This is a genomic window from Ideonella sp., from assembly GCF_035254525.1.
Taxonomy (GTDB): Bacteria; Pseudomonadota; Gammaproteobacteria; order Burkholderiales; family Burkholderiaceae_C; genus Ideonella.
This window is the reverse complement of sequence record NZ_DATFAN010000177.1, coordinates 25,194-47,944: the sequence shown is the minus strand read 5'-3', so window position 1 is coordinate 47,944 and position 22,751 is coordinate 25,194. Positions and strand designations below refer to the sequence as shown.

Below are 22,751 nucleotides of genomic sequence, written 5' to 3'. Positions count from 1 at the left end.
GTCGGCACGATGGGCGCGGCGATCAAGTACATGATCGAGAACAACTGGGAAGCCAATCCCGGCATCAACCCCGGTGACATGTTCACCAATAATGACTGCTCGATCGGCAACGTGCACCCGTGCGACATCGCCACCATTGTGCCGATCTTCGCACATGGCAAGCTGGTCGGCTGGGTCGGCGGCGTCACCCATGTGATCGACACCGGCGCCGTCACGCCGGGTTCGATGTCCACCGGCCAGACGCAGCGCTTCGGCGACGGCTACATGATCACCTGCCGCAAGACCGGCGTGAATGACACGCCGTTGCGCGACTGGTTGCACGAGAGCCAGCGCTCGGTGCGTACGCCGAAATACTGGATTCTCGACGAACGTACCCGTATCGCCGGCTGCCACATGATCCGGGACTTGATCGAAGAGGTGATTGCGGAGGAAGGCCTGGAAGCCTACGAGAAGTTCGCGTTCGAAGTGATCGAGGAAGGACGGCGCGGGCTGCAAACGCGCATCAAGGCGATGACGCTGCCGGGCAAGTACCGCAAGGTGGCCTTCGTCGACGTGCCCTACAAGCACGAGGACGTGCAGACCTCCAACGCCTTCGCCAAGCTCGACTCGATCATGCACTCGCCGGTCGAGATGGAGATCCGCGCCGATGGCTCCTGGCGGCTCGATTTCGAGGGCGCGAGCCGCTGGGGCTGGCACTCGTACAACGCGCACCAGGTGGCCTTCACCAGCGGCATCTGGGTCATGATGACGCAGACCCTGGTGCCCACGCAGCGCATCAACGACGGCGCGTACTTCGGCACCGAGTTCCACCTTCCCAAGGGCACCTGGATGAACCCGGACGACCGCCGCACCGGCCACGCCTACGCCTGGCACTTCCTGGTGTCGGGCTGGAGCGCGATGTGGCGCGGGCTGTCGCAGGCCTACTTCAGCCGCGGCTACCTCGAGGAGGTCAACGCGGGCAACGCCAACACCTCGAACTGGCTGCAAGGCGGCGGCATCAACCAGGACGGCGAGATCCACGCGGTCAACAGCTTCGAGGCCTCGTCCTGCGGCACCGGCGCCTGCGCGATCAAGGACGGGCTGAACCACGCCGCCGCGATCTGGAACCCCGAAGGCGACATGGGGGACATCGAGATCTGGGAGATGGCCGAGCCGCTGCTCTACCTGGGCCGCAACGTGAAGACCAATTCCGGCGGCTACGGCCAGTACCGCGGCGGCTGCGGCTTCGAGACGCTGCGCATGGTCTGGAAGGCGCAGGACTGGACGATGTTCTTCATGGGCAACGGCTACATGAACAGCGACTGGGGCCTGATGGGCGGCTACCCGGCGGCCACCGGCTACCGCTTCGAGGCGCACCAGACGGGGCTGAAGGAGCGCATCGCGCTGGGCGACAGCCTGCCGCTGGGCGCCGACACGAACCCCGACCTGCCCGACTACGAGAACCACCTGAACGCCGGCGCCACGGTCAAGCGCGACCAGCAGTGCATGACCACCGAGGACTGCTACGAGAACTACGACCTGTACCTGAACTACCTGCGCGGCGGACCCGGCTTCGGCGACCCGCTGGACCGCGAGATCGACGCGATCGCCAAGGACCTGAACAGCGCGCTGCTGCTGCCCGAGTACGCGCAGAAGGTCTATGGCGCCGTGGCCACGAAGAATGCCAACGGCGTGTGGACGGTCGATGCCAAGCAGACCGCGCTGCAGCGGCTGGAGATCCGCCGCCAGCGCCTGGCGCGCTCGATCCCGACACGCGAGTGGATGAAGGAGGAGCGCGAGCGCATCCTGACCAAGAACGCGTCGCCCCAGGTGCAGCACATGTTCGCGACGAGCTTCGGCCTGTCGACCAAGTTCGAGCAGCAGTTCCGCGATTTCTGGCACCTGCCCGAGACCTGGACGCTGCTCGAGGAGGACCTCGACGTGCCCAGCTACGGCGCGAAGTTCCGCATGGATCTGTCGAAGATGCCCGACGTGAAGACCGTCGTGCTCGTCGAAGAGTGAACGATCAAAAGGAGACTGAAGATGTCCACCTACACCCGCGAACAAGTCCGCAACCTCGTCGACGGCAAGCTCGACTGGGACACCACCTTGCGCATGCTCTCGATGCCCAAGGACCCGGAGCGCTTCGAGCTCTACGTCGCCGCGCTGCAGAAGAAGCTCGGCTGGACCGACCGCATCGTGCTGCCGCTGGGCCCGCACCTGCACATCGTGCAGCAGGCCAAGACCAGCAAGTGGGTCACGCAGTGCGACTGCGGCCACGTCTTTGGCGACTGGCGCGAGAATTGGAAGCTGCACGCCCACATCTACGTGCGCGACGACGAGGAGGCGATGGCCGAGGTCTACCCGAAGCTGATGGCGCCCGACACGAAGTGGCAGGTCTACCGCGAGTACTACTGCCCGCAGTGCGGCACGCTGCACGACGTGGAGGCGCCGACGCCGTGGTACCCGGTGATCCATGATTTCGAGCCGGACATCGACGCCTTCTACAAGGAGTGGGTCAAGCTGCCGCTGCCCGAGCGCGTCGACTGACGCGCCCTCCGTCTGCCTGCCTGCCCGCCCGCGGTGCCCGCCGCGGGCGGGCGTTCTCGCTATGATGGGCCGAGACAAGCCGGATCACACGGCTGCAGATCACACGACTGCATGGAGACAAGCATGGCATCGCTGGCCAAGCAGCTGTTTTCGAACCCCGGCGACGAACCGTCGGTGATGGCGGCGTGGGAATCGTTCCTCGAGGGCGGCGAGCGGCCCTCCGAGGCGCTTCGGGCCCTGGTCGATTCCTCCTGGCAGCGTTGCCAGCAGGCCCAGGTCGATCCGCGCGCCCGCAGCGGCCCGCAACCGGTGTCCGAGCAGGATCTGTACCTGCTGCGCGAGCGCCAGCGCGAGCTGCTCGAGGCCAGCGCCCCGGTCATGGCCTGCGCGCGCGACTTCCTGTGCGAGACCGGCACGCTGATGGCGCTGGCCGACGCGCAGTGCACCATCCTCACGACCGAGGGCGACATCCCGGCCATCGGCTCGGCCGAGACGATCCGCCTGGTGCCGGGCGTGGCCTGGTCCGAGGCGCTGTGCGGCACCAACGCCATCGGCACCGCGCTGGCGGTGGGGCAGCCGGTGCAGATCCACAGCGCCGAGCACTTCTGCGAGGGCATCAAGCGCTGGACCTGCTCGGCCACCGTGGTGCGCCACCCGCTCGACGGCGAGATCATCGGCGTGCTCGACGTGTCGGGCCTGTCGCAGACCTACAACCGGCAGACGCTGGCGCTGGTCGTCACGACCGCCAGCCGCATCGAGAACCGCCTCGCGATGAGCGAGATGGAGCGCCGCTACCGCCTGCTCGACCACGCCGTCGGCCGCCTGGCGGTGGCCGGGCAGGACGGTGTGGTGCTGTTCGACCGCCGCGGCTGCCCGATCAAGGCCAACGAGCACGCCCCGCAGGCCATCGCCGCGGTCGGCGGCGAGATCGATCTCGCCGGCGCGCGCCGCCTGCCCGAGCTCGCCGCCGCCAAGCTGGCCCGCGGGCACGCGCGCACGGCGCTGCCGGCCTGGATCAAGCCCGAGTGGCTCGAGCCGCTGGTCGTCAAGGGCGAACCGCTGGGCACGCTGCTGGTCGTGCCGTCCGGGCGCGGCCGCGTGGCGCCGCTGCGCAGCGCGGCGGCCGAGGCGCCGGGCACCACCGGGCCGGGCCCGGCGCGCGACCCCTTCGATTCGCTCGTCACCGGCGACCCGACCCTGCTGGACGTGATCGCCAAGGCGCGCCAGCTCGCACGCTCAAGCGCGCCCGTGCTGCTGCAGGGCGAAACCGGCGTCGGCAAGGAGGAGTTCGCGCGCGGCATCCACGGCACGAGCGCCGGGCCCTACGTCGCGCTGAACTGCGGCGGCCTGTCGCGCGAGCTGCTCGCCAGCGAGCTGTTCGGCTACGCCGACGGCGCCTTCACCGGGGCGCGCAAAGGCGGCATGACCGGCAAGATCGAGGCCGCCCACGGCGGCACGCTGTTCCTCGACGAGATCGGCGAAATGCCGCCCGACATGCAGCCCCACCTGCTGCGGGTGCTGGAGCAGGGCGAGATCTACCGCCTCGGCGAGAACACGCCGCGCCGGGTCAAGTTCCGCCTGATCGCGGCGACGCACCGCGACCTGCGCAAGGAAATCGCCGAAGGCCGGTTCCGCATGGACCTGTACTACCGCATCGCCGTCACCAGCCTGCGCATCCCGCCGCTGCGCGAGCGCCAGGGCGACATGGCGCGCCTGGCGGCGCACTTCCTGAACCGCTTCCGCAGCGAACAAGGCCTGGCACCGGGCACGATCGACGAGGACGCGCTGCAGGCCCTGCAGGGCTATGCCTGGCCCGGCAACGTGCGCGAGTTGCGCAACGTCATCGAAGGTGCGCTGCTGATGTCCGACGGCGCAGCGTTAACGCGCGACGCCCTCCCCCGCGAGTTGCTCGAATCGATCGACAGCCGCCCGGCGACCGCCGGCGTGTGCAGCATGGCCGAAGGCGAGGAGGCGCTGATCCGCCGCGCCATCAGCGCCTGCGACGGCAACCTGACCCTGGCCGCGCGCCAGCTTCGCATCGCCAAGAGCACGCTGTACGTGAAAATGCAGCGCTACGGCTTGTCACGCGAGGAGGCTCGGCGCTGACGCCCACCCCGAGCGATTCACATGAATGTGCCAACCGCGCGAAAGTCTTCCGCCTACGGCATCGGCATTCTCGGGCTGGGGACGATCGGGCGCCGCATGGCGCAGTCGTTCGACGACCATGCGGCATTCCGCGTCGTCGCCGCGTACGACACGGATCCCACGGCAAGCCGGCCCGGTGTCCCGATGCTCGGCAGCGCGCAAGAGCTCATCGCCGATCCGCGCGTTCACTGCGTGTACATCGCGTCGCCGCCGTCGACCCACCTCGGGTACATCGAAGCCGCGGCCGGAATCGGCAAAGCGATCTTCTGCGAGAAGCCGCTGACCGTGTCGCCGGTCCAGGCAAATGAATGCTGCGAGCTGATTCGAAAGGCCGGCGTGCCGGCGGCCGTCAACTTCCCGTTCGCCACCTCCTGGGCGGCCCGGCAGCTGCGTCACCTGGTCGCGGACCACGCGCTGGGCGCCGTCCACAGCGCCCGGCTGACCCTTCGCTTCGCCCGCTGGCCGCGCACCTGGCAGGCCAAGGCCGAGCCGTGGCTGTCGCGGCCCGAACAGGGCGGCTTCATGCGCGAGGTGGGATCGCACTTCGTCTTCCTGGCGACCCGCATGTTCGGCCCGGGCCAGGTCGAGTCGGTCGACATCGTCCGCTCGCCGCAGGGGATCGAGCAGAGCCTGAAGGCCAGCGTGCAGTTCGGCGCGGTGACGATGCACATCGACGGGGCGATCTCGGGCAATCTGGGCGACGTGAATCGGTTCGAGATCGCCGGCGAGCTGGGGACCACGGCCATCACCGACTGGCAGCGGCTCGACTACCGCGGCAAGCTGTCGGAGCGGATCAATTCGCTGCCCAACCAGCTCGAAGCGCTGCGCCTGCTGCTGGCCGGTGACGACGCCCACGGCCTGGCCACCCCCGAGGAAGCGGCGCGCGTCGTGGACATCGTCGAATCCATCCTGCGGCACTGAAGCCCGCGCCGCGCCGTCAAGCGCGCGCCACCGTCGCGTCGAACACGTCCAGCGTCGGAAACGCCGCCTGCTCACGCAGGCAATCCCAGAGGTAGATCGCGATCCCCGGGTCGCCCGTCCACAGCGAATAGCGCAGCTGGCCGTACTGATGCGCGTCTGCCTCGGCCTGCGCGATCGCATGCATCGCAAAGGCGCGGGCGCGCTGCAGCCAGCGTTCGTCGCCGCTGCGCTCGTAGAGCTTGAGAAAGGCGTAGCCGTTGCCGGCGGTGCCATGGCAGAGGTTCGAGCCCTTGGCCAGCGGGCCGGCGGCCCAGGTGGCTTCACCGGCTTCGAGCAGCAGTGCGTCGAGCTCGGTGCCGGCGGGCAAGCCCGCCAGGCAGATCACGAAGCCCGGTGCGCCATGGCAGAACTGCATCAGCTTCTTTCCAGAGGCGAAGTCGGGCTCGAAGAGTTGGCAGCGCCAGCTCGCCATGCCGTCCTCGCGCGTGGCACTGCGGCTGACGGTCTGCACGATTGCCGCCTGCCACGCCGGCCAGTCGCCCGGCTCCAGCAGGTGCCGGCCACGGATCAGCCCGTGCGCGGTGGCGACGAAGCCGTGCACCGCGTCGAGGTAGCTGCTGCTGCGGCCGTAGAGGTCTTGTTGCCAGTAGTGGCAGCCATGCGCATCGGACCAGCGCAGCTCGCTCCACAGGCGCGCCGCGGCGCGGCGGTACAGATCGGCCCAGCGTTCGTCGCCGCTGCGGTGGTGCAGGAACGAGGCTGCGAGCAGCGTACCGGGGGAGCCCCACATCAGCTCTCGTTCCGGGCGGGCGAGGTTGCCCTCGAGCAGGCCCGCCAGTTCGTCCGCGTGCGCGGCGGTCGGCTCGTCGGCGTGCTGCATCAGGCGGATCGGCGTGTCGCCCATCAGGTACGAGCCGAACGCGTCGCTGCCTGCGCCGGCGAGCCAGGTGCGGTTGCGCTGGCGAAGCGGCTCAAGCTCGTCGTGCCAGCGTGACGCCCGTGGCGTGGCGCCCGCGTCCTGCAGGTAGCGCAACGCCCAGACGACACCGGCGGCGCCGTGGTACAGCGGCGTCGCGGGCTGCCGCGGGTCGTCGCCCGAATCCAGGTCTTTCGGGTGCGGCGGCCACCCGGCGCCGGGGACAAAGCGCGCCTCGGTGTCAGCCACGATCCATGCGATGGCGGCGCGGGCGCGCGCGGCGCTCCAGGCGATGTCTCGCAGCGGCTCGTGGCGGACGGGGTCGTGCAGCATGGGCGGGGCCCTTCGGTCGCGGTGGACCGGGCATTGTGGCCCCGTGCTCAAGGCTGCAGGTATTGCTGGAAGAATTCGACGAAGCCGTCGTAGGCGTGCTCGATCGAGGTGTTGTCGAGCGCCGTGCACGGTGCGCGCCGGCTGCGCGGCAGCAGCTGCCCGCAAAGCGCCAGGCCGAAATCAGGGTGGTGCTCGGTGAACAGCTCGGCCGGCACCAGCGTGCGAAAGAAGGGCTTCTCGTAACGCAGCAGCACCGCCGGCATGTCGGGGCTGGCGTCGGCCAGCGCCGAGCCGAACAACGCGTACTGCGGGTGTCGCGCCTGGTACGAAGCGACGAAGGCCTCGCGGTCCTCGGGGATGAGGAATCGATCGGCCATCTCCGTGCCCTGGTAGCTGGCCTGCGCGTTGTAGCCGTAGACCGCGTTGACGCGCACCTGCGGGTCGGCCTGGTAATGCAGCGCCGTCCACAGCGCCAGCGTGCCGCGCGAGTGGCCGAGGTAGAACACGTTGCGCGTGTCGAGGTCGAGCTCGCTCGCATGCGCGCGCAGCCATCGGGTCGCCTCGGCGATGTCGTCGTGCGGCGCGGGCACGATGTAGTCGTCTTTCACCGGGTGGCGGTATTCGATGCTGGCCACCGAGAAGCCGTTTGCCCGGGCCTGCTGCACCAGCACCGGGTACAGGTTGCCGCGGCTGACGCTGATGTACTTGGTCGCCCGCGCGGCGTGGGCGTAGATGATCAACGGGCGGCCGCCTTGAGGGTCCGGCGCGGCGGGAAAGAAATCGAGGTCCTGGTACAGCACCTTGGCGATGTCAGGCTCGTACCAACTCTCCGCACCCCAGCGCATGTTGCGGTAACACTGACAGTCTTCGTGCCAGGTGCCGCCCAGCAGTTGTGCATGCGCGGCCCCCACGGCGGCAGCGGCAAGCCAGGCTGCCCACAGCTTGTGCATCGAATGCATCGCACCCTCCAGTGGCGATCTCGACGGGCCGGACGGGGCAATCGGCTTACCCGCCGCCGCCGTCGTATCGCGGCGTAAGATCCGCGACCTGCCATGAACCGCGATCTCTTCCGCCGCCCCTTGCGCATCGGCCTGCCCTGGCTGATGTGGCTGGCGCTGCTGTTGCCGCTGGCCCAGGCGGCCGCGGCCTGGCACGAGGTCTCGCACACGGCCGAATCGGCCGGCACGCTCGATGCCGGCAAGAAGGCCCTGCACCTCGGCGCATGCGGGTTGTGCCTGGCCTCGGCGGCGGTGCACGGCGCGGGGGTCGCCCCCGCACTGCCGGCGATGCTGCACCCGGCATTGGCGCAGTCGCAGCCGCCGCTGCCGGCACCGAGCTGGCGGCCTGCCGCGCCGGTGCTCGGCTATCGCAGCCGCGCGCCGCCTTCCACTCCCTGCTGATCGTTCGTTCGATGCGCCTGCCGGCCCGCCTGTTCGCGGCCGCCCGGGCGCTTTCCGATCCGTCTGCCTGGAGTCTTCTCTTTCATGCACAAGCTGCTACCGGCGAGCCTCGCGCTCGCCCTGGTCGCGCCATGGAGCGCGCATGCCCAATCGACCCCGAGCTCCACTGAGCTCAAGGCCTTGCGCGACGAAATCGCCGCGCTGCGCGGCGCCTACGAGGCCCGCCTGCAATCCCTCGAAGCCCGGCTGAAGGCGGCCGAGGCGCAGACCGCCAGCGCGGCGGCCACCCCCGCTGCCACGCCGCCCGCGGCCGTGGCCCCCGCATCGCTGCCGGCCCCGGCCGGCGGCGGCGCCAACGCCTTCAACCCGGCCATCTCGCTCATCCTCTCCGGCGGCTACACCCGCACCTCGCAGGACCCGGAGAACTACACGATCACCGGCTTCCAGCTGCCGGTGGGCGGCGAGATCGGCCCCGGTGGCCGCGGCTTCAGCCTGGCCGAATCGGAGCTGGGCCTGTCCGCCAGCATCGACCCGTGGCTGCGCGGCGTGGCCAACATCGCGCTCGCCCCGGAGAACGAGGTCTCGGTCGAGGAGGCCTACATCCAGACCACCTCGCTCGGCGGCGGGCTCACGCTGAAGGCTGGCCGCTTCTTCTCGGGCATCGGCTACCTGAACCCCCAGCACGCCCACACCTGGGACTTCGCCGACAACCCGCTGGCCTACCAGGCAATGCTGGGCACGCAGTACGGCGACGACGGGGTGCAGCTCAACTGGCTCGCGCCGACCGACCAGTTCATCGAGCTGGGTGTCGAGCTGGGCCGCGGCCGGGGCTTTCCCGGCGGCGACAACAGCCGCAACGGCATCGGCATGGCCGCCCTCACCGCCCACACCGGTGGCGACATCGGCGACAGCCACAGCTGGCGCGCCGGCCTGTCGGTGTTGAACGCACGCGCCGACGGGCTCGGCCTGGTCGGCACCGCGGCCGACGGCGGGCTGCTGGAGAGCGCCTTCAGCGGCAGCACCCGCGTCTGGGTGGCCGACGGCGTGTGGAAGTGGTCGCCGAACGGCAACGCCACCCGCACCAGCTTCAAGCTGCAGGGCGAATACCTGCAGAGCCGTCGCAGCGGCGACCTGACGCCGGACGGCGGCGACGCGGCCGCCTACCGCTCGACGCAATCCGGCTGGTACCTGCAAGGCGTCTACCAGTTCCTGCCCGGCTGGCGCATCGGCCTGCGCACCGAGCAGCTCGACGCCCGCACACCGGACTACGGCGCCAATAACGGCCTTTATGCACTGACCGGCTACAGCCCGCGCAAGAACAGCCTGATGCTGGACTTCAACCCCAGCGAGTTCTCGCGCGTGCGGCTGCAGCTCGCGCAGGACCGCTCGCGCGAGGGCGCCACCGACAACCAGCTGATGCTGCAGTACCAGATGAGCCTGGGTGCGCACGGCGCGCACAGCTTCTGAACCGCCGGAGCCGAACGATGAAGAACACCATCACCCAACGAACCGTTGCGCTGCTGCTGGCGGCACCCGCGCTGCTGCTGGCGCTGCCCGCCCAGGGCGCGCTGCGTGTCCTCGCCTGCGAGCCCGAGTGGGGCGCGCTCACCCAGGAGCTGGGCGGCAGCCTGGTCGACGTCTCGGTGGCGACCGGCGCGCTGCAGGACCCGCACCAGATCCAGGCCAAGCCCAGCCTGATCGCCCGCACGCGCAATGCCGACCTCGTCGTCTGCACCGGCGCCGAGCTCGAGATCGGCTGGCTGCCCGTGCTGCTGCAGCAGGCCGGCAACGCGAAGGTCCAGGCGGGCCAGCCCGGCAACTTCGCCGCGGCGGATGTCGTGCGCAAGCTCGACGTGCCGACGCTGCTCGACCGCGGCCAGGGCGACGTGCACGCCGCCGGCAACCCGCACATCCAGACCGACCCGCGCAACATCGCGCAGGTGGCCAACGCGCTCGCCACGCGCCTCTCGCAGCTGGATCCGGCGCACGCGGCCGATTATGCGAAGCGCCAGGCCGACTTCGCCCAGCGCTGGCAGCAGGCGATGGCGCGCTGGGCCGCGCAGGCGGCGCCGCTGAAGGGCGTGCCGGTGGTCTCGCAGCACAAGGCCTTCGTCTATCTCTACGACTGGCTGGGGCTGAAGGAGGTCGCAGTGCTGGAACCGAAGCCCGGCGTCGAACCGACCGCGTCGCACCTTCAGGGCGTGCTCGCGGCGCTGAAGACCACGCCGGCCCGCATGGTGGTTTACGCCGCCTACCAGGATTCGCGGCCGTCCGACTGGCTGAGCAAGAACGCCGGCATCCCCGCGGTGAGGCTGGCCTTCACGGTGGGCGGCACCGACGCCGCGAAGGACCTGTTCGGCCTGTACGACGACATGCTGGCGAAGCTGCTCGCCGCCGCGGGGGCCGCCAAATGAACTGGAGCGCGCTCGACGCCGGCATCCTCGGCCCGGCCCTGGTGGCCGGGCTGCTGGTGCTGCTGACCCACGTGCCGCTGGGCACCCAGGTGCTGGACCGCGGGATCGTCTTCATCGACCTCGCGATCGCGCAGATCGCGGGCCTGGGCGTGATCGCGGCCGATGCGATGGGCCTGCCGGAAGGTGGGGTCGCCGTGCAGGCCGCCGCGGTCTGCGCGGCGCTGCTTGGCGCGCTCCTGCTCACCTGGACCGAGCGGAAGGTGCCCGAGCAGCAGGAGGCGCTGATCGGCGTGATGTTCATCCTCGCCGCCTGTGCCGGCATCCTGCTGCTGGCCGGCAACCCGCATGGCGGCGAGCACCTGAAGGAGCTGCTGGTCGGGCAGATCCTGTGGGTCAACACCACCCAGCTCGCCTGGCTCGGCGGCCTGACGATCGCGCTCGTCGTCGCGCTCGGCTTCGGCTGGGTGCGGCGGCTCGGGCGCTTCGGGTTCTACGGCGCCTTCGCGCTGGCGGTGACCGCGTCGGTGCAGCTCGTCGGCGTGTACCTCGTGTTCTCGAGCCTGATCATCCCGGCGCTCGCCACGCGGGGCCTGACCGGGCCGCGCCGGCACTTCGCCGGCTACGGACTCGGCGCGGTCGGTTACGCGGCCGGCCTCGCGGTGTCGGCACTGTGCGACCTGCCCTCGGGCGCGGTGATCGTCTGGACGCTGGCGGTGTGCGGGCTGGTCTTCGCACTCATCGCGCCGGCCGGCACCAGCGCCGCCAGGGTGGCCCGCACGCCGTCGGAATAAGGCGTCTTGCGGACCGGCCCGATCAGCGCCAGCAGCGCGCTGTCGTCCATCAGCACCGGCTCGGTCTGCAGGTAGTGCATCTCGACCAGCTCGCGCAGGAAGGGCTTGAACAGGCCGATCACGCGCAGCATCGTCTTGCCCGCGACGCGGTGCCTGATCGGCCGGCCGGCCTGGCGCTCCATTTCCTGCAGCAGCGCGCGCTGCGTCGTCACGCCGGCACCGGCGAGGTGCCAGGTGTGGCCAAAGGCCGCCGGGGTCTCGACCAGCTTCGCGACGACCGGCCCGACGTCCGGCACGAAGACGAATTCGTGCGGCGTGTCGATCGGGCCGATCAGGTCGGCCGTGCCGCCATGCACCGCGGCCTGGACCGCGCTGTGCAGGAAGCTCGCCTCGACGCCCGGGCCGTAGAAATCGGGCAGGCGCAGCACGCCGGCCTCGATGCGGCCTGCGGCGGCCGCCTGCCACAGCAGGTCTTCCTGCGCCTTGCGCATGCGCCCCTTGAAGGTGTGCGGCTCGCGCGGGTGGTCCTCGCGCACCGGTGTCGTCCGCGGCCGGCCGTAGGGGTAGACCGTGCCGATCAGCAGCAGGCGCTTCACGCCCGCGGCGATCGCGCCGTCCAGCGTCTTGCGCATCAGCAGCGGGTGCAGGTCGAAGCGGGTGTAGTCGACGCCCACGAGGTAGACGATCGTCTCGATGCCGCTGGCGGCCGCCCGCACCGAAGCGGGCTCGTCCGGGTTCCAGCCGGCGATCTCGGCCAGCGGATCGGCACCATACTCGGCGCGCAGCGCGGCCATGTTGCGACCGACGACGCGGTAACGCCGGCCCTGCCCGCGCAGCGCGGCGGCGATGCTGCGGCCGATGGCGCCGGCGGCGCCGAACAGGGCGATCGTGGGGGCGGTGGTCTGCATGGCGGCGTCCTTTCAGTGGGTTGTGTCACGGGTCGACGGCCGCCAGTGTGCAAGTCGCCGGCCTCAATGGAAATTGCCGAAAGGCGGCTACTGCCTATTCATGATTGAATAGCCTGCATGGAACCCGACTGGCAGTGGTATCGCTCGTTCCTGGCTGTGCTGGACCAGGGCTCGCTCTCGGCCGCGGCACGCGCGCTCGGCCTGACCCAGCCGACGCTCGGCCGCCACGTCGACGCGCTCGAAGCCGCGCTGGGGCTCAAGCTCTTCGTCCGTTCCCACGACGGCTTCGCGCCGACCGACGCGGCCGTGTCGCTGCGCCCCTATGCCGCCGGCCTGGCCGACACGGCCGCAGCCCTGCTGCGTGCCGCCAGCAGCCACGGTGAGGGCGTTCGAGGCACGGTGCGCATCACCGCGAGCGAGGTGGTCGGCGTCGAGGTGCTGCCGCCCATCCTCGCCACGCTACGCGAGCAGCAGCCCGAGCTCTCGATCGAGCTGGTGCTGTCGAACGAGGTGGACGACCTGCTGCGCCGCGAAGCCGACATCGCGGTGCGGATGACGCGGCCGACCCAGGCGGCGCTGGTGGCCAGACGCATCGGCGGAATCGAGGTCGGCCTGCACGCCCGGCCGGACTACCTGGCGCGCTGCGGCACGCCGAAGCGCGTGGCGGACCTGGCCCGCCACACCCTGATCGGCTTCGACCGCGAAACGCCATGGCTGCGCCGGCTGCAGCAGCAACTGAGCGGCATCGGCCGCGAGCAATTTGCGCTGCGGGCCGACAGCGACCTGGCGCAGCTGGCCGCCGTCCGAGCCGGCTTCGGCCTCGGCTTCTGCCAGGCCACACTGGCGCGGCGCGACGGGCTCGTGCGCGTGCTGCCCACGCCCTTCTCGTTCACCCTCGACACCTGGCTCGCGATGCACGAAGACCTGCGCACGAGCCCGCGCTGCGCGGTCACGTTCGCCGCGCTCGTCGACGGCCTGCAGGCCTACATCGCCAGCGAGCCGGCGCTCAAACGAAATCCCGCACCCGGTACCAGCCCATCCCCACCGCCTGCATCAACCCGCCCAGGCGCTCGCCGCCGGGAAACGGCGGGTTGACGATGCCGCCGAACCAGTCGAGCCGCTCGGGCTTGCCCTGCATCGCTTCGGTCACCAGCGTCGCGGCCACACGGGTGGGCACCACGCCGTGGCCGCAGAAGCCCTGGGCCCAGAAGACGCGGTCATGGCGCCGGCCCCAGTCGGGCATGCGGCGCATCGTGATGTCGATGTGGCCGCCCCAGGCGTAGTCCATCTTCGCGCCCTTCAGGCTCGGGAAGGCGCGCAGGATGTTGGTCTTCATCGCCTCCGGCAGGTTCACCGGCGTGCCGCCAAGGTAGGTGCACTTGCCGCCGAACAGCAGCCGGTGGTCGGCGGTCGTGCGGAAGTATTCGAGGATGAACTGGTTGTCGTAGACCGCGTGGTTCTTCGGGATCAGGCTGCGGCAGACCGATTCGCCGAGCACCTCGGTCACGCCGATGAAGGTGCCCACCGGCAGCATGCGCGAGGCGAGCCTGCGCTCGACCTGGTCGACATAGGCGTTGGCGCCGAGCACGAGCTGATCGCACCGGACCTGCACGCCGCCCGCGACGCGCACGGTGACGCCGTTCGGGCCCTCGTCGTAGCCCTCGACCTTGCTCTGCTCGAAGATGCGCGCACCGGCCGCTTCCACCGCGCGGGCCAGGCCCAGCACGTACTTCAGCGGGTGGATGTGCGCGCCTTCGGGGTCGATGATGCCGGCCTGGTAGCGCGCCGAGTTCAGATAGTTCGGCAGCGTGGCCTTGTCGACGAACTCGAGCTTGTCGTAGCCCCACTCGGTTCGGCACTCGTCGATCCAGCCGGTCAGGTCGGCCACGCGGCGCGGCAGCACGGCGACTTCGAGGTGGCCTTCGACGAGGTCGCAGTCGATCTGCTGCTCGGCCATCAGCCCGCGGATCTGGCGCACCGCGCGGCGCGATTCGTCGAACATCTCCTTCGCGCGCTCGTAGCCCATCACGCCCTTCAGGCGCTGCATGCCGCAGGGAAAGCCGATGATCATCTGGCCGCCGTTGCGGCCCGAGGCACCCCAGCCGACGCGGCTGGCTTCGAGCACGACGACTGATCTGCCGGCGCGGGCCAGCTCCAGCGCGCAGTACAGGCCGAAGAAGCCCGCGCCGACGACGCAGACATCGGCCGTCAGGCTCTCGGCGAGCGCCGGGCGCTGGACCTGCCACTCGCGCGAGGTGGCGGCGTAGTAGGTGTCGGTGTGCTGGGGGCTGCTGCGGAACATGAGTCGGCTCTCTGCGAAGGTCAGGCGAGTTCGATGAGGTGGGTCAGATCCCACTCGTGGCGTGGGTCGGCCAGGGCCGAGCGCTCGGCATGCTCGTGGCGCTTGATGGCGACATAGGCATCGACCAGCGGCGCGCCGAACAGCTCGCGCAGCGTGGCGCTGGCCTCGAGTGCGTCGAGCGCGGCCGGCAAGGTGCGCGGCAGCGCGTGGGCGTCGTCCGCGCCCGGGTGCGGCGCTTGCGCGGCGCGCAGGCCCGCGAGGCCCAGGCCCAAGGTGGCGGCCACGGTGAGGTAGGGGTTCGCGTCGCCGCCGGGCAGCCGGTTCTCGACGCGGCGCGCGCTCGGGCCCGAGGTGGGGATGCGGAAGGCCAGCGAGCGGTCCTCGGCGCCCCAGCTCGCGTGCGAGGGCGAGGCATCGCTGAGCGCAATGCGGTCGTAGGCCATGTCGTAGGGCGCGAAGAAGGCCATCGCAGCCGGGGTGTGGGCCTGCAGCCCGGCAATGAAATGGCCGAGCTCGTTGCTGCTGTCGCCCGAAGGGTGCGCGAACAGGTGCGGCCAGTCGCCGCCACGACGCTGCACGCTGAAATGCCAGTGCATGCCGGTGCCCGGCTGATCGAGGAAGGGCTTGGCGGCGAAGCTGGCGAGAAAACCGTGCCGCGCCGCGATCTCGCGCGCGACACGCTTGAAGCGGAACACCGCGTCGGCCTGGGCGAGCGGCGCGCCGGGGCGGAAGTTCACCTCGAACTGCGACAGCGCCGACTCGTGGGCATGGCCCGACAGCGGGATGGCCAGAGCCTCGCAGGCCGCGAACAGCTCGTCGAAATAGGCCTCGAAGTGGCCGGCGCGTTCGAGTGAGAAGGCCTCGCAGGCCGCTTCACGCGCCATCGCCCCCGGTTTCGCTCGGGCGCTCGTGAGCGCCGCCTTGCCGCCGGCTTCTTCGCGATGCAGCAGGAACAGCTCGAGCTCGGGCGCCACGAGCGCCTGCAGCCCTTCGGCCTCGAACGCGGCCACCACGCGGCGCAGCGCCGCGCGCGGCGACAGCTCGCTCGCATCGATCTCGCGCCCGTGGTGCGCCGACCACCAGCGCCCGGTCGGCTCGCACAGCACGGTCACCTCGCCGGCACGGCCGGGGCGCGGGGCGAGCGTGGCGAGGTCGGGCACCAGGTGCATGTCGCAGTAGCTGGTCGGCAGCATCGGGCCGAACACCGCGTCGGGCTCGCCGGCGGTCAGCGTCAGCCCCAGCACGACCGAGGGCAGCTTGCAGCCGCCGAGCGCGAGGAAATCGTCGTGCGCCACGCGCTTGCCGCGCGCCAGCGAGGTGAAGTCGCCCAATGCACATTCGACCGAACGGGCGCCCAGGCGGGCCAGCGCGGCCTCGGCTTCGGCGCGGTCGACGGCAGGCAGTGCTTGGAGAGGGCTCATAGACCGATGATAGGATTCAAATGGACCACCATGTTGGGCCACTTCATGGCTTGCTGATTGGTCCACTTTGATCCCGATGACCGCCCCACCGACCGACACGCTGGCCGACTGGCTGGCCGCCCGCGAGGCGGCGGCGCCGGGGCAGCCGCTCGGCGCGCGCCTGGCCCAGGGGCTGCGCGAGGCCATCCTGCAGGCGATCGTCGCCCCGGGCCAGCGGCTGCCCGCGACGCGCGCGCTCGCGCAGCGCCTGGGCGTGGCGCGCAACACGCTGGTCGCGGTGTATGCGCAGCTGGCCGCCGAGGGCTTCGTCGCCGCCGGCCAGGGCTCGGGCACCTACGCCTGCCGCGTGGCGCCCGAGCGGGTCAGCGCGCGCAAGGCGCCGGCCAAGGCCGTGCGGCCGGCCACCCGGCGGCCCGCGCCGGCCCTCGCGGCCCGCGGCCTGCGCTACCAGGCACACCCACTGCACCGCTTCTGGAGCCGGCAGCCCTTCTGCCCGGGCGGTTTCGATGCCGGGTTGTTCCCTCAGGCGCTGTGGAACCGCCTGCTGGCGCAGCCCCTGCGCAGGCAGGACGCGGCCCTGCTGGCCGCCGGCGAGCCCGGTGGCCTGCCCGCCCTGCGCGAGGCGGTGGCGCAGCACGTGCGCGCCACGCGCGGCGTGCGCTGCGAAGCACGGCAGGTCATCATCACCGACAGCACGGCGCAGTCGCTGGACTTGATCGCGCGGCTGCTGTGCGACCCGGGCGATCGGGTGTGGATCGAGAACCCCTGTTACTGGGGCGCGAGCCAGACGCTGGCGGACCTGGGGCTGACGCTGCAGCCGATCGAGGTCGATGACGACGGGCTGCCGCCGCCCGCGCCCGCGCGCAACGCGCCGCCGGCCCGTCTGGCCTACCTGACGCCGTCGCACCAGTTCCCGACCGGCGCGGTGATGCCGCTCGCGCGCCGGCTCGACTGGCTCGCCCATGCGCGCACCCACGGCACGCTGCTGATCGAGGACGATTACGACAGCGAGTACCGCTACACCGGCATGCCGTTTCCCTCGTTGCAGGGGCTCGACGCGGAGATGGGCAGCGCCGGCGGGGTGCTGTACCTCGGCAGCTTCAGCAAGACGATGTACCCCGGCATCCGCGTCGGCTTCCTGGTCGTGCCGGCCGCGCTGGCCAGCGTCTTCGCCGACGCCTCGGCCGATTTCTACCGCGACGGCGACCAGCTCGTGCAGCAGGCGCTGGCGCGCTTCATCGCCGACGGGCACTACGCCTCGCATGTGCGCGCGCTGCGGCGCGAGTACGGCGCGCGGCGCGAGGCGCTGGTGCAGGCGCTGTGGCGCGCGGTGCCCGAGCTGCTGGCCGACCCCGTAGGCGCGCCGCCGGCGCTGCGCATCCTCGGCGGCGCACGCGGCGTGCACCTCGCGCTCGCGCTGCCCGACGCGGTGGACGACCAGGTGCTCGCCGCGCGCTGCCGGGCGCTGGGCGTCACGGTGATCCCGCTGTCGGTCTACTGCGTCGGGGCGCGGCGCAGCGGGTTGGTGCTGTCGTATGCTGGCGTCCAGGCCGAGCAGATCGAAGCGCTGGTGGACCGCATGGCGCCAGCTCTGCGCCGAGCCCTGCTCGCCGGCCCGCGCTCAGCCTGACCGCCGAGCCCGCTTCGGCTTCGGCGCCGCGCCCGTGGGCGGGATGTCGGCGAAGAAGTCGAACAGCTGCTGCGCCGCCGGCGTCAGCGCGCGGCCACGGCGGCGGATCAGGCCCACGTGGCGCGTCACCGTGGGCTCCTCCAGCGGGATGCTGACCAGCAGCGGGTGGTCGCGGCCCGGCATCGCCATCGACGGCACCGCCGCCACGCCCAGGCCCGCCTCCACCAGGCCGAGCAGCGTGGTCACGTGCTGCGCCTCGTACACCGCCTCGGGCCGGCCCGGCACGCCGGCCAGCGCCTGGTCCAACAGCAGGCGGTTGCCCGATTCCTTGCTGACGGTGATGAACTCGTGCTCGCCCAGCTCGCGCCAGGTCACGCGGCGGCGCCGGGCCAGCGGGTGGTCGCGCCGGCAGGCCGCGACGAAACGCTCCTCGACCAGCGGCTGGAAGTCGATCTCCGGTTCCTGGCTGCCGATGAAGTTCAGGCCGAAATCGGCCTGCCCACCGGCCACGGCCGCCAGCACCTCGTTGGCGCCGGCATCGAGCACCCGCACGCGGATCTTCGGGTAGGTCTCGCGGTAGCGGCGGATCACCTGCGAGAGGTAGTAGTACACGGTCGACGGCACGCACGCCACCGTCACCTCGCCCATGCGGGTGGGCGCGATGCCGCGCAGCGCGAGCAGCGTGCCGTCGAGCTCGTCCAGCCACTGCGCCACGCTGCGCGCGAACTCCCGGCCCACCGCGGTGAGCGTGACCTTGCGCGTGGTGCGCTCCAGCAGCCGCACGCCCAGGGCCTGCTCGAGCTTCTCGATGCGGCGGCTGAAGGCCGGCTGCGAGATGTGCACCGCCTCGGCCGCGCGGCGGAAGTTTTGCAGCTCGGCCACCGTGCGGAAAGCCTGCAGGTCATTCAAGTCGAACTGGATGGCCATCGGGGTTGCCTTGAACTGATTGATGTTCTCTGTCGATCAATCCATGAAGTTTATGCAATTCCCTTGCATCGATGCCCCGCCGATCATGGAGGCATGGATTCCCTCACCGTCCCTTGCGTGCTGATGCGCGCCGGCACCTCCCGCGGACCCTTCTTCCTGCGCGAATGGCTGCCGGACGGCGACGAGGCGCGCGACCAGGCGCTGATCGGCGCCATCGGCGCGTCGGACCTGCTGCAGGTCGACGGCGTGGGCGGCGGCAGCACGCTGACCAGCAAGGTGGCGATCGTGTCGCGCTCGTCGCAGCCCGATTGTGATGTGGACTACCTCTTCGCCCAGGTCGGCGTCGGCCAGTGCTCGGTCGATACGCGGCCCAACTGCGGCAACATGCTGTCGGGCGTGGCGCCCTTCGCCATCGAGCAGGGCCTGGTGACCGCGCTGGACGGCCAGACCACCGTGCGCGTGTTCAACATCAACACGCGCTCGCGCATCGATGTGACCGTGCTGACGCCCGGCTGCCGCGTGGCCTACGAGGGCACCACCAGCATCGACGGCGTGGCCGGCACCGCAGCGCCGATCCGCCTGAACTTCCTCGATGCCTGGGGCTCGGTCACCGGCGCGCTGTTCCCCACCGGGCAGCGCATCGACGTGGTCGACGGCACACCGCTCACCTGCATCGACGCCGCGATGCCGCTGGTGATCCTGCGCGCGGCCGACCTGGGCCTGAGCGGCCGCGAAAGCCCTGCCGAGCTGGACGCCGATCGCGCGCTGCTGGCGCGCATCGAGCAGCTTCGCTGCGCCGCCGGCGAGCGCATGGGCCTGGGCGACGTGAGCAACAGCGTCGTGCCCAAGCCGGTGATCGTCAGCGCCGGAGATGGCGATCACAGCATCACCTCGCGCTACTTCACGCCGCGCCGCTGCCATGCCTCGCATGCAGTCACCGGCGCCATCGGCGTGGCCACGGCGTTTTCGCTGCCCGGCACCGTGGCCAGCAGCCCGCTCGTCGTGAGCGGTGCACGAGCGGTCTCGGTCCTGCACCCGCAGGGCCGCATCGACGTCGAAGCCGTCATCGAAGGCCGGGGCGAGCAAGCGCGCATCGAACGCGCAGCCCTGGTGCGCACCGCCCGCAAGATCCTGGAAGGCGAGCTGCACATCCCGGACTACGTGTTCTCGAAACCCATTGAAGGAGACAAGGCCATGAAACGCATCCTCGCCCCGGCGCTCGCCGCCACCCTTGCCGCGGCCGCGCCGGCCGCGATGGCCTGGCCCGACAAGCCCATCACACTCGTCGTGCCCACGGCCGCCGGCGGCGGCAACGACGCCATGGCCCGCACGATCGCCCAGAAGCTGGGGCCGCTGCTGGGCCAGACCATCATCATCGACAACCGCGCGGGCGCCAACGGCTCGATCGCCAGCGAGTACGTGGCCCGTGCCACGCCCGACGGCCACACGCTGATGTTCGGCTACATCGCCACCCATGCGATGAACCCGGCGCTGCAGAAGCTGCGCTATGACCCGGTGGCCGACTTCGAGCCGGTGGGCATGGTGGGCTACTCCGCCACGCTGATGGTCGCCTACCCCGGCACACCGATCAAGGACGTGAAGGACCTGGTGGCGCAGCTCAAGGCCAAGCCGGACAAGTTCACCTACGCCTCGGCCGGCAACGGCACCGCGCCGCACTACGCCGCCGAGCTGTTCAAGCTCAACGCCGGCGTGGTGATGACCGGCGTGCCCTACAAGGGCTCGGCGCCGGCCGTGACCGACACCATCGGCGGCCAGACGCAGTTCATGTTCCCCAGCCTGTTCACCGCGCTGCCCCACGTGAAGGCCGGCAAGCTGCGCGCACTGGCCGTCGCCGGGCCGAAGCGCTCGTCCAGCCTGCCGGGCGTGCCGACGCTGAGCGAAGCCGGCGTCGACGGCGTCGACGTGACCCAGTGGTACGGCATCTTCGCCCCCGCCAAGACGCCCAAGGCCGTGATCGAGCAACTGAACAAGGCGCTCAACCAGGTGCTGAACGACAAGGAAATCGTCAAGCGCATCGAAGACCACGGCGCCGACGTCGAGACCAGCACGCCCGAGCAACTGGGCCAGCTGGTCAAGACCGAGCTCGCCAAGTGGAAGGGCGTGGTGCAGAAGGCCAAGCTCACTGCCGATTGATCCGCCCACACCCCCCACCAACATCACGAGGAGACACCGATGAAAACCGTTCTCGCCATCGCCGCCGTCGCGGCCAGCGCCGGCGCCCAGGCGCAGTCCAGCGTCACCGTGGCCGGCGTGGCCGACGCAGCCATCCGCCAGGTCAGCAACGACGGCGTCGGCACCGACCGCTCGCTGGCCAGCGGCGGCAATGCCACCAGCCGCCTGATCGTTCGCGGCACCGAAGACCTGGGCGACGGCCTGTCGGCCGCCTTCTGGCTCGAGCACGGCTTGGCGTTGGACACGGGCACGCCGGCCCAGGCCACGCAGTTCTGGGATCGCCGGTCGACGGTCAGCCTGGCGAGCAAGAGCCTGGGCGAGATCCGCGCCGGCCGCGATTTCGTGCCCAGCTACTCGAACTGGAGCCGCTACGACCCCTTCGCCTACGTCGGCGTAGGCAGCTCGAGCAACCTGGTGTCCGCTTCGCCCACCGGCCCGATCCGCGGCGCGTTCGGCAGCAACCCGAACACCACTGTGCGCGCCAGCAACTCGGTGCAGTGGCTGATGCCCAGCGGCTGGGGCGGGCTGGAGGGCGGCGTGATGGTCGCCGCGGGCGAAGGCGGCCTGGCCGCCAACGGCCAGCACAAGGTGGTCGGCGCGCGCGTGGGCTATGCCGCCGCCGGCTGGGGCGTCTCGGCCGCCCACAGTCGCACGACCAACGACCTGACGGCCGACGACGCGTTCACCGACAGCGCCGTGGGCGCCAACGCCGGCTTCGGCGTCGTGCGCGTCTCGGCCGCCTGGCGCCGCTTCCGGCAGCTCGACGCCACGCAGACCAACCTGCTGCTCGGGGCCTGGGTGCCGATGGGCTCCGGCGAATGGAAGCTGTCGTGGACGCGGGCCAACCTGTCCGGCCAGGTGGGTGGCACCTCGATCGACGACAACGACGCGAGCCAGATCGCGCTGGGCTACGTCTACAACCTGTCCAAGCGCAGCGCACTGTATGGCACGCTCTCGCGCATCACCAACAGCGGCGCGGCCACCTATGTCGTGCCCGGCGGCCCGAAGGGCCTGGCCGGCGGCGACAGCTCGCGCGGCATCGAAGCGGGGCTGCGCCACAGCTTCTGACCATGGACGAACTCACTGCCTGGATCGGCCGCAGCGAGACGCTGCACGACACCATCACGCCCACGCCGGTTCGCGCGCTGGCGGCCACCCTGGACCACGACCCGGCCCCGGTCGAGGCCGGAACGCCGCTGCCTGCGCTGTGGCACTGGCTGTACTTCCTGCCGCTGCACCGGCAAAGCGAGATCGGCCCGGATGGGCACGCCAGGCGCGGCGGCTTCCTGCCGCCGGTGCCGCTGCCGCGGCGCATGTGGGCGGGCAGCCAGTTCGAGTTCCGCAGCCCGGTGCGGGTAGGCGACGCCGTTCAGCGCACCTCGACCATCGCCGACGTGACGCGCAAGGATGGCCGCACCGGGCCGCTGGTCTTCGTGAAGGTGCGGCACGAGCTGCGATGCAACGGCGCCAGCGAACCCGCGATCGTCGAGTTCCACGACATCGTCTACCGCGGTGCGAAGCAGCCGGGCGACGTGGAGCCACCCCCCACGGCGGCGGCCACCGGTGCCCCCTGGCAACGCGAGATCGTGCCGGACGACGTGCTGCTGTTCCGCTACAGCGCGCTCACCTTCAACGGGCATCGCATCCACTACGACCGGCGCTACGTGACCGAGGTCGAGGGCTACCCGGGCCTGATCGTGCACGGCCCGCTGATCGCCACGCTGTTGATGGACTTGCTGCGCCGCCAGGCCCCGCAAGCCGACGTGGCCACGTTCCGCTTCAAGGCCGTGCGGCCGACCTTCGACCTGCACCCCTTGCGCGTCAACGGCGCGCCCCAGGCCGATGGCCAGGCCATCAAGCTCTGGGCCCAGGACCACGAGGGCTGGCTGACGATGGACGCGGTCGCCACGCTGCGCTGAAA

18 protein-coding genes and 1 pseudogene are annotated in these 22,751 nt (G+C 70.8%); 13 read left to right on the top strand and 6 right to left on the bottom strand.

Translation table 11 applies throughout. From position 1 onward, the window contains the following. From VJ693_RS18840 to VJ693_RS18825, 4 genes are all read left to right on the top strand, one after another. On the top strand, window positions 1-2,001 hold a 2,001-nt coding region (locus tag VJ693_RS18840; RefSeq protein WP_324156671.1), incomplete at its 5' end, for a hydantoinase B/oxoprolinase family protein. Between the two features lie 21 nt (window positions 2,002-2,022). After that, a complete protein-coding gene (locus tag VJ693_RS18835) occupies window positions 2,023-2,529 on the top strand; it encodes an acetone carboxylase subunit gamma (protein ID WP_324156669.1) in 507 nt (168 codons plus the stop codon). 123 nt (window positions 2,530-2,652) lie between these two features. Then, window positions 2,653-4,635, top strand: coding sequence for a sigma-54-dependent Fis family transcriptional regulator (locus VJ693_RS18830; protein WP_324156667.1), 1,983 nt, complete (start codon window positions 2,653-2,655; stop codon window positions 4,633-4,635). 21 nt (window positions 4,636-4,656) lie between these two features. After that, window positions 4,657-5,595 carry a Gfo/Idh/MocA family oxidoreductase gene (locus VJ693_RS18825; RefSeq protein WP_324156665.1) on the top strand — a complete coding sequence of 313 codons (939 nt, stop codon included), beginning with the start codon at window positions 4,657-4,659 and terminating at the stop codon, window positions 5,593-5,595. Between the two features lie 16 nt (window positions 5,596-5,611). Here the strand turns inward: VJ693_RS18825 and VJ693_RS18820 are convergent, their stop codons facing one another. Next, the gene (locus VJ693_RS18820) at window positions 5,612-6,844 is read right to left on the bottom strand and encodes a LanC-like protein (protein ID WP_324156663.1); all 1,233 of its coding nucleotides are present in this window, start codon (window positions 6,842-6,844) and stop codon (window positions 5,612-5,614) included. 47 nt (window positions 6,845-6,891) lie between these two features. After that, window positions 6,892-7,803, bottom strand: a complete 912-nt coding sequence (locus tag VJ693_RS18815) for an alpha/beta hydrolase (RefSeq protein WP_324156661.1) — start codon at window positions 7,801-7,803, stop codon at window positions 6,892-6,894. A 93-nt stretch (window positions 7,804-7,896) separates the two neighbouring features. Between VJ693_RS18815 and VJ693_RS18810 the strand changes: the two genes are divergently transcribed. The 4 genes and pseudogenes from VJ693_RS18810 to VJ693_RS18795 all read left to right on the top strand — a co-directional run. Continuing rightward, the gene (locus VJ693_RS18810) at window positions 7,897-8,244 is read left to right on the top strand and encodes a hypothetical protein (RefSeq protein WP_324156659.1); all 348 of its coding nucleotides are present in this window, start codon (window positions 7,897-7,899) and stop codon (window positions 8,242-8,244) included. 84 nt (window positions 8,245-8,328) lie between these two features. Next, window positions 8,329-9,711: a hypothetical protein gene (locus tag VJ693_RS18805; RefSeq protein ID WP_324156657.1), complete on the top strand. Its 1,383-nt coding sequence runs from the start codon at window positions 8,329-8,331 to the stop codon at window positions 9,709-9,711. Between the two features lie 17 nt (window positions 9,712-9,728). Beyond that, window positions 9,729-10,658 carry a metal ABC transporter substrate-binding protein gene (locus tag VJ693_RS18800; protein WP_324156655.1) on the top strand — a complete coding sequence of 310 codons (930 nt, stop codon included), beginning with the start codon at window positions 9,729-9,731 and terminating at the stop codon, window positions 10,656-10,658. After that, a pseudogene (locus VJ693_RS18795) lies at window positions 10,655-11,323 on the top strand (metal ABC transporter permease); the annotation flags it as partial. The gene VJ693_RS18800 and the pseudogene VJ693_RS18795, both read left to right, overlap by 4 nt. On the opposite strand, the gene VJ693_RS18790 reads toward VJ693_RS18795, so the two are convergent. Continuing rightward, on the bottom strand, window positions 11,299-12,357 hold the full coding sequence (locus VJ693_RS18790) for an NAD-dependent epimerase/dehydratase family protein (protein ID WP_324156653.1): 1,059 nt from the start codon (window positions 12,355-12,357) through the stop codon (window positions 11,299-11,301). The pseudogene VJ693_RS18795 and the gene VJ693_RS18790 overlap by 25 nt on opposite strands. 117 nt (window positions 12,358-12,474) lie before the next feature. On the opposite strand from VJ693_RS18790, the gene VJ693_RS18785 reads away from it, so the two are divergent. Then, entirely contained in the window at window positions 12,475-13,452 is a 978-nt protein-coding gene (locus VJ693_RS18785) for a LysR family transcriptional regulator (protein ID WP_324156652.1), read from the top strand. Here VJ693_RS18785 and VJ693_RS18780 read toward each other — a convergent pair. Together VJ693_RS18780 and VJ693_RS18775 are read right to left on the bottom strand one after the other, a co-directional pair. Next, complete coding sequence (locus VJ693_RS18780; protein WP_324156650.1) at window positions 13,364-14,659, bottom strand: FAD-binding oxidoreductase; 1,296 nt, start codon at window positions 14,657-14,659, stop codon at window positions 13,364-13,366. The genes VJ693_RS18785 and VJ693_RS18780 overlap by 89 nt on opposite strands. Window positions 14,660-14,679: 20 nt before the next feature. Beyond that, the gene (locus VJ693_RS18775) at window positions 14,680-16,080 is read right to left on the bottom strand and encodes a glutamine synthetase family protein (protein ID WP_324156648.1); all 1,401 of its coding nucleotides are present in this window, start codon (window positions 16,078-16,080) and stop codon (window positions 14,680-14,682) included. 76 nt (window positions 16,081-16,156) lie between these two features. Here VJ693_RS18775 and VJ693_RS18770 point away from each other — a divergent pair, with 76 nt between their 5' ends. Continuing rightward, entirely contained in the window at window positions 16,157-17,710 is a 1,554-nt protein-coding gene (locus VJ693_RS18770) for a PLP-dependent aminotransferase family protein (protein WP_324156646.1), read from the top strand. Here the strand turns inward: VJ693_RS18770 and VJ693_RS18765 are convergent. Next, on the bottom strand, window positions 17,702-18,637 hold the full coding sequence (locus tag VJ693_RS18765; RefSeq protein ID WP_324156644.1) for a LysR family transcriptional regulator: 936 nt from the start codon (window positions 18,635-18,637) through the stop codon (window positions 17,702-17,704). The genes VJ693_RS18770 and VJ693_RS18765 overlap by 9 nt on opposite strands. Window positions 18,638-18,730: 93 nt before the next feature. Here VJ693_RS18765 and VJ693_RS18760 point away from each other — a divergent pair, with 93 nt between their 5' ends. From VJ693_RS18760 to VJ693_RS18750, 3 genes are read left to right on the top strand one after another with little or no spacing between them, the layout of a single operon-like run. After that, the gene (locus VJ693_RS18760; RefSeq protein ID WP_324156642.1) at window positions 18,731-20,791 is read left to right on the top strand and encodes a 4-oxalomesaconate tautomerase; all 2,061 of its coding nucleotides are present in this window, start codon (window positions 18,731-18,733) and stop codon (window positions 20,789-20,791) included. A gap of 39 nt (window positions 20,792-20,830) precedes the next feature. Then, window positions 20,831-21,898 (top strand): porin, encoded by a 1,068-nt coding sequence (locus tag VJ693_RS18755; RefSeq protein ID WP_324156641.1) that lies wholly within the window; start codon window positions 20,831-20,833, stop codon window positions 21,896-21,898. Window positions 21,899-21,900: 2 nt separating this feature from the next. Further along, the gene (locus VJ693_RS18750; RefSeq protein ID WP_324156639.1) at window positions 21,901-22,749 is read left to right on the top strand and encodes an FAS1-like dehydratase domain-containing protein; all 849 of its coding nucleotides are present in this window, start codon (window positions 21,901-21,903) and stop codon (window positions 22,747-22,749) included. Window positions 22,750-22,751: the final 2 nt, after the last annotated feature.

What these genes read in the sequence shown, in the direction of transcription:
- VJ693_RS18800 (WP_324156655.1), top strand. Translation starts at nt 9,729, where the DNA reads ATGAAGAACACCATCACCCAACGAACCGTTGCGCTGCTGCTGGCGGCA.
- VJ693_RS18775 (WP_324156648.1), bottom strand. Translation starts at nt 16,080, where the DNA reads ATGAGCCCTCTCCAAGCACTGCCTGCCGTCGACCGCGCCGAAGCCGAG.
- VJ693_RS18830 (WP_324156667.1), top strand. Translation starts at nt 2,653, where the DNA reads ATGGCATCGCTGGCCAAGCAGCTGTTTTCGAACCCCGGCGACGAACCG.
- VJ693_RS18755 (WP_324156641.1), top strand. Translation starts at nt 20,831, where the DNA reads ATGAAAACCGTTCTCGCCATCGCCGCCGTCGCGGCCAGCGCCGGCGCC.
- VJ693_RS18820 (WP_324156663.1), bottom strand. Translation starts at nt 6,844, where the DNA reads ATGCTGCACGACCCCGTCCGCCACGAGCCGCTGCGAGACATCGCCTGG.
- VJ693_RS18750 (WP_324156639.1), top strand. Translation starts at nt 21,901, where the DNA reads ATGGACGAACTCACTGCCTGGATCGGCCGCAGCGAGACGCTGCACGAC.
- VJ693_RS18765 (WP_324156644.1), bottom strand. Translation starts at nt 18,637, where the DNA reads ATGGCCATCCAGTTCGACTTGAATGACCTGCAGGCTTTCCGCACGGTG.
- VJ693_RS18770 (WP_324156646.1), top strand. Translation starts at nt 16,157, where the DNA reads ATGACCGCCCCACCGACCGACACGCTGGCCGACTGGCTGGCCGCCCGC.
- VJ693_RS18815 (WP_324156661.1), bottom strand. Translation starts at nt 7,803, where the DNA reads ATGCATTCGATGCACAAGCTGTGGGCAGCCTGGCTTGCCGCTGCCGCC.
- VJ693_RS18760 (WP_324156642.1), top strand. Translation starts at nt 18,731, where the DNA reads ATGGATTCCCTCACCGTCCCTTGCGTGCTGATGCGCGCCGGCACCTCC.
- VJ693_RS18790 (WP_324156653.1), bottom strand. Translation starts at nt 12,357, where the DNA reads ATGCAGACCACCGCCCCCACGATCGCCCTGTTCGGCGCCGCCGGCGCC.
- VJ693_RS18810 (WP_324156659.1), top strand. Translation starts at nt 7,897, where the DNA reads ATGAACCGCGATCTCTTCCGCCGCCCCTTGCGCATCGGCCTGCCCTGG.
- VJ693_RS18805 (WP_324156657.1), top strand. Translation starts at nt 8,329, where the DNA reads ATGCACAAGCTGCTACCGGCGAGCCTCGCGCTCGCCCTGGTCGCGCCA.
- VJ693_RS18825 (WP_324156665.1), top strand. Translation starts at nt 4,657, where the DNA reads ATGAATGTGCCAACCGCGCGAAAGTCTTCCGCCTACGGCATCGGCATT.
- VJ693_RS18785 (WP_324156652.1), top strand. Translation starts at nt 12,475, where the DNA reads ATGGAACCCGACTGGCAGTGGTATCGCTCGTTCCTGGCTGTGCTGGAC.
- VJ693_RS18835 (WP_324156669.1), top strand. Translation starts at nt 2,023, where the DNA reads ATGTCCACCTACACCCGCGAACAAGTCCGCAACCTCGTCGACGGCAAG.
- VJ693_RS18780 (WP_324156650.1), bottom strand. Translation starts at nt 14,659, where the DNA reads ATGTTCCGCAGCAGCCCCCAGCACACCGACACCTACTACGCCGCCACC.